We start from the raw sequence: 6,468 nt of genomic DNA, 5'->3' as shown, positions 1-6,468 counted from the left end.
CTCCTTTATTTCTGCTGCCTCTTTCCAAGAGACAACAAAAGTACTTACAGAAGCAGCATTCTGCGGGAAGAGTGATCCTTTAAGTGGATTAAAAGAAAATGTTATAGTAGGAAGATTAATTCCTGCTGGTACAGGTTTGATTATGAATAAGATCAGAGTACTTTCACTTTGTGATAATGTGGATAAATATAAAAAATATTTCGATATTGAAACTTACGACGAGGAATGGTTGATGGATAATGGTTGTCATTTACACTCTGGTGAGGAAGAGAGCGTAGTGGCNTACGATCAGTCGAATTGAGTACAGCTAGTGTGTCTCTTGACCAAAAAAGCCAGTAATATTTTCTTTCACTTCTGTGCTATCTGTCATGTAATTTACTCTCACACGAAATTCAGATGAGCCTGGAAGCCCGCTACTGTACCAACCTATGTGTTTGCGGGCCATCTTTATTCCTGTGTCATTTCCATAGTACTCAAGAATATTGTCGTAATGCTCGAGTATGATGCTTAATCTCTCTGAAGCTGTTGGCTCAGAAGTTTCACTTCCACTGAGAAAATTCATTGCTTGATTAATCAGCCAAGGTTTACCGTAGGCACCACGACCTATCATCACTCCGTCTGCTCCAGATTCTTTGAGAGCATTCTGAATATCATTTAAATTTTTAATATCACCATTTACTATAACTGGAATTTTCACTTGCTCTTTAACGAATTTCCAATCTGCTTGACCATTATAAAGCTGCGCTCTTGTTCTTCCATGCACAGTGATCATTTTTGCTCCTAAGTCTTCGACAATTTTCGCAAGTCTCGGGGCATTGCGATTTTCATCGTTCCATCCAGTGCGCATTTTCACCGTAACTGGCATATTCACTGCTTTGACCACAGCTTCAATTATCTCAGCGGCTTTTTTCTCATCACGCATTAGCGCTGATCCTGCATAACCGTTTACAACTTTTTTAACAGGGCAACCAAAGTTTATGTCTATAATTTTTGCTCCCATGTCCTCGTTTAATTTTGCAGCCTCCGCCATAACATCTGGCTCACACCCAGCAAGCTGCACAGCAGTTAATGCATCGACTTCTGCTTTTTGCAAACTCTGGCGAGTTTGCATAATCATAGCTCTGCTTGCAATCATCTCTGAAACTAACAAACTTGCACCAAGTTTCTTCACAATACTTCTAAACGGATAATCAGTCACTCCAGACATTGGAGCTAAAATAACTGGAGAATCAATTGTCAAATTTCCTACTTGTAGGGACATATATTCTATGTGTTCAAACCTAGCGCATTTACACATACTGTTACAACACTTTGTATAGCCGAACTTACTTTTTCCATAAGAGAAGGCTCTACCTCTACTATCTCAGCTCTCTCATAATGACCAGGTGCCAAGTATACCGTTTCTTGTTCTTTATTTCCCCATAGCTCGTTGTTCTGCTGATAACCTTCATTTATCATTCCCGCATTTGGCAGAAACAATGTATTTACATCATTACCATTATTTTTATAGTAGACGTCAATTTCAATATTAGCCAGCGAAGCTAAGATAGAAATTTCTTCTATGAAAACATGGTAACTTTGGCTGCTGATTGCCTCTAGATAAGATCTATAAATGGATTTGCCATTGAGAAAAGAATTTGCTGCAGTATCACTATTATAATTTCTATCATATTTTCTTTCACTAATATTGAGATTACTAGCACTAATGCTTCTTAAATCACCTATAACTTCATTTTCTTTTAATGTCGTAAGACAACATAACTTTTTTATTAATTTATTAGTCTTTTTTTTGATCTTCTCTACCCGTCTGTTTGTGTGCTGAACCAAATCTTTTATTGAGCCCGCCATACCAATCAAATGATTTGGATTTTCTAAGAATGCACCAAAAACTTTCTGCATCTGTCCCTTCAATAACTCAGGCATCCTTGGATTATTCAAAGAGTTAAATTGACTTAAAAATTTGTGCCATTCCATTCTCATATCTTGTGCTTTTTCAGTTTTATATTGACCAGAGCTATTATCACCAAATACCGCATGGAAAAAGCAGCTGCCATCACCTGTAATATTATATTGAACAATTTTTGTTTGCTTACTTTCTACTGAATCTAAACTTACTCCGCTATCTTTACGACTTATATTTCCTGGACCACCTAATACAGGGCTTGGCGTGCCAGCCCTGCTTTGTTCATCCTTTTTCAACGCTTTTGCAAATTCCTTTCTCTTCTCTATTAATTGCTCTGAACTAAGTTCATATTTTAGCTGATCATCAATTTCATCAAACGATTTGCCTGCTTTCAGCATATCTGTAATTTTCTTAGCATTCTCTAAGGCAAATATTCCACAATTATACTTATCATCTTGTTGTTTAGCTTTTGAGTTTCTAATACTACTATTGTCTATTCCTAGAGTTTTCTGTAGCGCACTTGATACCTCTTCTGGTAATGGTTCACCAAATGAATCTCAATAGCAAGCTCTAAACTTTTCACTCTTTTCGTCGTAAGAAACACCCAGTGTTACCCAATGGTTTCCATTTAAATTAAGGATTGAAAGGAACACTAAATCACTACCCTCTCGTTCTACTTTATTTTTATATTCTTTTAGTTCTTGCTCTAAAGATGATGTAGAGTCAGGACAAGCAAAAATCACACCTTCAGAAGTATCTTTTAAGCCTTTTTTATTTTTGTGTGCTATCCACCCATATTTGCTTTTTACAATAACTCTAATATCAGTAGTAGTTAATTTGTAATTATAATTCTTTTCTTTCTCTGTTTGATGTAAAAAAGAATTATTATCTATAGCTATTTCCGATGTAATAACACCACTATCCCTATCAGGGGTTTTCGGTCTTGCTTGCTTTTCTGGAGNCTTGCCTTGCAAATCTTGTAGTTCTGTATCTTTTTCTTCACTCTTTTCCCCCTTTGAAGCTCTTTTTCCATTAATATAGTTCTTCGCTAAGTAAAATAAAGGTTCAACAACCATTTTGTATGCTACTGTAAGAATTATTCCCATTAAAACCCAAACTACGGGGTTAGAGATGAGCATAGCAAGTGGAAAGGTCAATAGAGGGGATCCTATTACCGCCCCTAAACAGCCAGCAGCGAATGTGCCTGCTAGGCATACACAAGTAGCGTAGATAACCAGCAAAGTAAGTACTCTCTTTTTGATTATTTTTTGTAATGCCCAACATACTACACCCTATGAACGCTAAGTTAATTAAATTTTAACAAATTCTAACAAAAAAATCGACCATAATAATTTTAGTAGTATGAGAAAATATTGAATATTAAGAGCTTTTGGAGTACAGTAACAATGTTAGTAATAGCACAATATATGCACGATATAGAATATATACGCAAAAACCCTGAAGGATTTGAAAAGGCAATGAAAAGCAGGGGAATTAGAGAATCTACTGCGGAAGAGATATTAGAAATCGATCACGAGAAAAGATCATTAACCACTAAACTGCAGGATTTGAATAGGCAGCGCAATGAAATCACAGAGGAAATAAAAAAGCTTAAAATGAGCAAGAGCCCCTGTGAAGAGCAAATAGAGTTGTCAAAAAGCATCACAAATGAGATAGAGGCAATCAGCTTAAAAGAACAAGCAGAAAAGGATAAGTTAGTGAATGTTTTATCTAACTTGCCGAATATTCCTGCGCAAGATGTGCCAATAGGCGCGGATGAGAACTCTAATTTAGAGGTGAGAAGATATGGAGGAAAAAGACAGTTTGATTTTGTACCAGAATCTCATTATGAACTCGGAGAAAAATTAGGTTTAATAGACTTCGAACAAGCGGCGAGAATTTCCGGATCAAGATTTACGATACTAAAAGGACAGTTAGCTAAGCTTGGACGAGCGCTAATAAATTTTATGCTTGAAATGCATGTTAATGAATTTGGCTATACTGAGGTGTACCACCCGACTTTGGTGAAAAACGAGGCTATGTATAATGTTGGTCAGCTACCGAAATTTTCTGACGATTCGTATTTAACTACCGACGAATTGAGGTTGATTCCCACAAGTGAAGTGTTTTTAACAAATTTAGTTGCTGACAAAATAATGGAAGAAAAAGAACTGCCTATTCGCTTTACTGCATATTCGGAGTGCTTTCGTAAAGAAGCAGGCAGCGCAGGGCGAGACACGAGAGGTATGATAAGGCAACACCAATTTGGTAAAGTGGAATTGGTTAGTATCACAACTGAAGACCAATCAAATGATGAACTTGAGCGCATGACGAGTATTGTTGAAGAGATATTAAAAAAACTAGAATTACCGTATAGAGTAATGCTACTCTGTAGTGGTGATATGGGTTTTGCTGCACAAAGGACTTATGACATAGAGGTATGGTTACCTGAGCAAGATAAATATAGAGAAATATCAAGCTGCTCAAATTGTGGTGCATTTCAAGCAAGAAGGATGAACACTAAATACTCTTCAGAAACTGATAAAAAGATGAAAAAATATATTCACACTTTAAACGGCTCAGCTTTAGCTATAGGAAGAACGATTATTGCCATAATGGAGAATTATCAAAATTCTGACGGGTCGATTGCAATACCAAACGTGTTGCAAAAATACATGAGTAATGACACTATTATAAGCAAATAATAATTTTGACATATAGAAAAGCGAGGAAATAAAGATGAAGGTTCTGGTTATAGGTTCTGGTGGGCGTGAGCACGCTCTACTTTGGGCTCTAAAAAAATCTCCTATCTTGACTGAGTTATATGTAACTCCTGGTCGCCAGGCCATGGAAAATTTGGGAGTTCTTGTGGATGTAAATATTCAAAATTCAGTGGATGTTACACAATTTTGCAAGAGAGAAAATATAGAGTTGGTTGTTATTGGTCCAGAACAACCAATAATTGATGGGCTTGCTGATGATTTAGTTGCAGAGGGAATAAATGTTTTTGCTCCAAGTCAAGCAACTGCAAAACTTGAGGGATCGAAGTCTTTCACCAAGGGACTATGTAAACGATATGGTATACCAACTGCCAAGTACGAGTGTTTTGTTGATGAAGGGTTAGCTAAAGATTTTGTACGTAGCAATAAAATAAAGTTTCCACTTGTAGTGAAAGCAAATGGAATTGCGGCAGGAAAAGGGGTGGTTATATGTAATACAGAAAGCGAAGCTTTTTCAGCAATAAATTCAATGCTAGTGGAGAAAAAATTTGGTGAATCAGGTGAAGAAATAATCATAGAAGAGTTTTTAGTTGGAGAAGAAGTAAGTTTTTTTGCTCTTATTGATGGGTTGAAAGTAGTAACTCTTGGGTGTGCAAAAGATTATAAGAGAGTTGATGAAAGTAATGAAAGCCAAAATACTGGAGGTATGGGGTCGTACTCATCACCTTCAATTATAAGTAAGGACATGGAGCAAAAAATTATCCAAAAAATAATATACCCTACAGCTCAAGCATTGGTTAACATGGGTACGTCTTATAAAGGAGTACTCTTTGCTGGTTTAATGATTTGCAAAGATAGCCCAAAACTTCTCGAGTATAACGTTAGATTCGGTGATCCAGAAACGCAATCTATATTACCTAGATTTGATTCAAATTGCGATTTGTTAAAATTGATGTTGTCAGTTGCAGAAGGAAAGTTAAATGTCAAAATGGTGGAACTTAACAACAAATCTATAGTTTGTGTAGTTGTTGCAAGTAAAGGCTATCCGGGTGATTATCAAAAGGGAGAAGTAATTAAAGGATTAGATAAGATTGAAAGCATTCCTGGTGTGTTGGTGTTTCACGCTGGTACTAAATTCGATGAAAGTGGTAACTTAGTTTCCGATGGCGGAAGAGTGCTAAATATAGTAGCAGAAGGGAGCACTATAGAGGAAGCCAAAAGTAAGGTGTACTCAGCATTAAATTTTTTAGAATGGCCAGGGGGCTTCTTCAGATACGATATCGGTAGTTAATGTTAGCTGTCGGTTAGCAGGTGGTTCACAGAAACGAAAAACTTCCTTGACAAACTCCGCCAGCCCCCTTATCATGAAACTGAAGCTATTGTATTTGCTTTCGCCAATCTGCAGATTAAAAGGTAAGGATTACTTAATGTATCGGCGTCTTATGTTCAATTTTTTGCATTATATAGATACTGTATGTCTTTACAAAACTTCATCTACATCTAGATTTTTATCTAAATAAGCTGAACGCGCTTACAAAGCGTTACAAGACATCAAAAAATGCCAATACTCGACAGATATAGTAAAAGACTAGCTAACTCGGGGATTCTTTGTCTTTTTTTCTGCTTAGTAAATTTCTTAAACATTTGCAGCGTAGGTTAGTTGCAATTAAAAGCGGCTGAATCTCGCTTGTCAAGCGTTTAAAACATAAAAAACGCCAATATTTTAAAGCGGATAATAACCACGGGGCTTCTTTTGCCTTTTTTTTCATTTGGTAAATTTTGTAACGTCCGCGAACAAATTAAGGTAGGGGGTCTGTCAGTCTGTTTCCACCAAAAATGTCTCGA

Annotated in this window: 4 protein-coding genes and 1 pseudogene; 3 read left to right on the top strand and 2 right to left on the bottom strand. The window is 36.6% G+C overall.

Features of this window, described 5'->3' with window-relative positions; translation table 11 throughout:
- A pseudogene (locus WGMM_RS06040) lies at positions 1–282 on the top strand (hypothetical protein); the annotation flags it as partial.
- A 25-nt stretch (positions 283–307) separates the two neighbouring features.
- On the opposite strand, the gene dusB reads toward WGMM_RS06040, so the two are convergent.
- Together dusB and WGMM_RS06485 are read right to left on the bottom strand one after the other, a co-directional pair.
- The gene (gene dusB, locus WGMM_RS01485; RefSeq protein ID WP_038249021.1) at positions 308–1,261 is read right to left on the bottom strand and encodes a tRNA dihydrouridine synthase DusB; all 954 of its coding nucleotides are present in this window, start codon (positions 1,259–1,261) and stop codon (positions 308–310) included.
- Positions 1,262–1,266: 5 nt separating this feature from the next.
- Positions 1,267–2,301 (bottom strand): hypothetical protein, encoded by a 1,035-nt coding sequence (locus tag WGMM_RS06485; protein ID WP_240991836.1) that lies wholly within the window; start codon positions 2,299–2,301, stop codon positions 1,267–1,269.
- A 1,029-nt stretch (positions 2,302–3,330) separates the two neighbouring features.
- On the opposite strand from WGMM_RS06485, the gene serS reads away from it, so the two are divergent.
- Together serS and purD are read left to right on the top strand one after the other, a co-directional pair.
- Positions 3,331–4,608, top strand: a complete 1,278-nt coding sequence (serS, locus tag WGMM_RS01470) for a serine--tRNA ligase (protein ID WP_038249037.1) — start codon at positions 3,331–3,333, stop codon at positions 4,606–4,608.
- Between the two features lie 34 nt (positions 4,609–4,642).
- Positions 4,643–5,914: a phosphoribosylamine--glycine ligase gene (gene purD, locus WGMM_RS01465; RefSeq protein WP_038249017.1), complete on the top strand. Its 1,272-nt coding sequence runs from the start codon at positions 4,643–4,645 to the stop codon at positions 5,912–5,914.
- Positions 5,915–6,468 lie beyond the last annotated feature (554 nt).

This window comes from Wolbachia endosymbiont of Glossina morsitans morsitans, assembly GCF_000689175.1.
Lineage (GTDB): Bacteria > Pseudomonadota > Alphaproteobacteria > Rickettsiales > Anaplasmataceae > Wolbachia > Wolbachia pipientis.
This window is presented reverse-complemented; position numbering and strand designations above follow the sequence as displayed.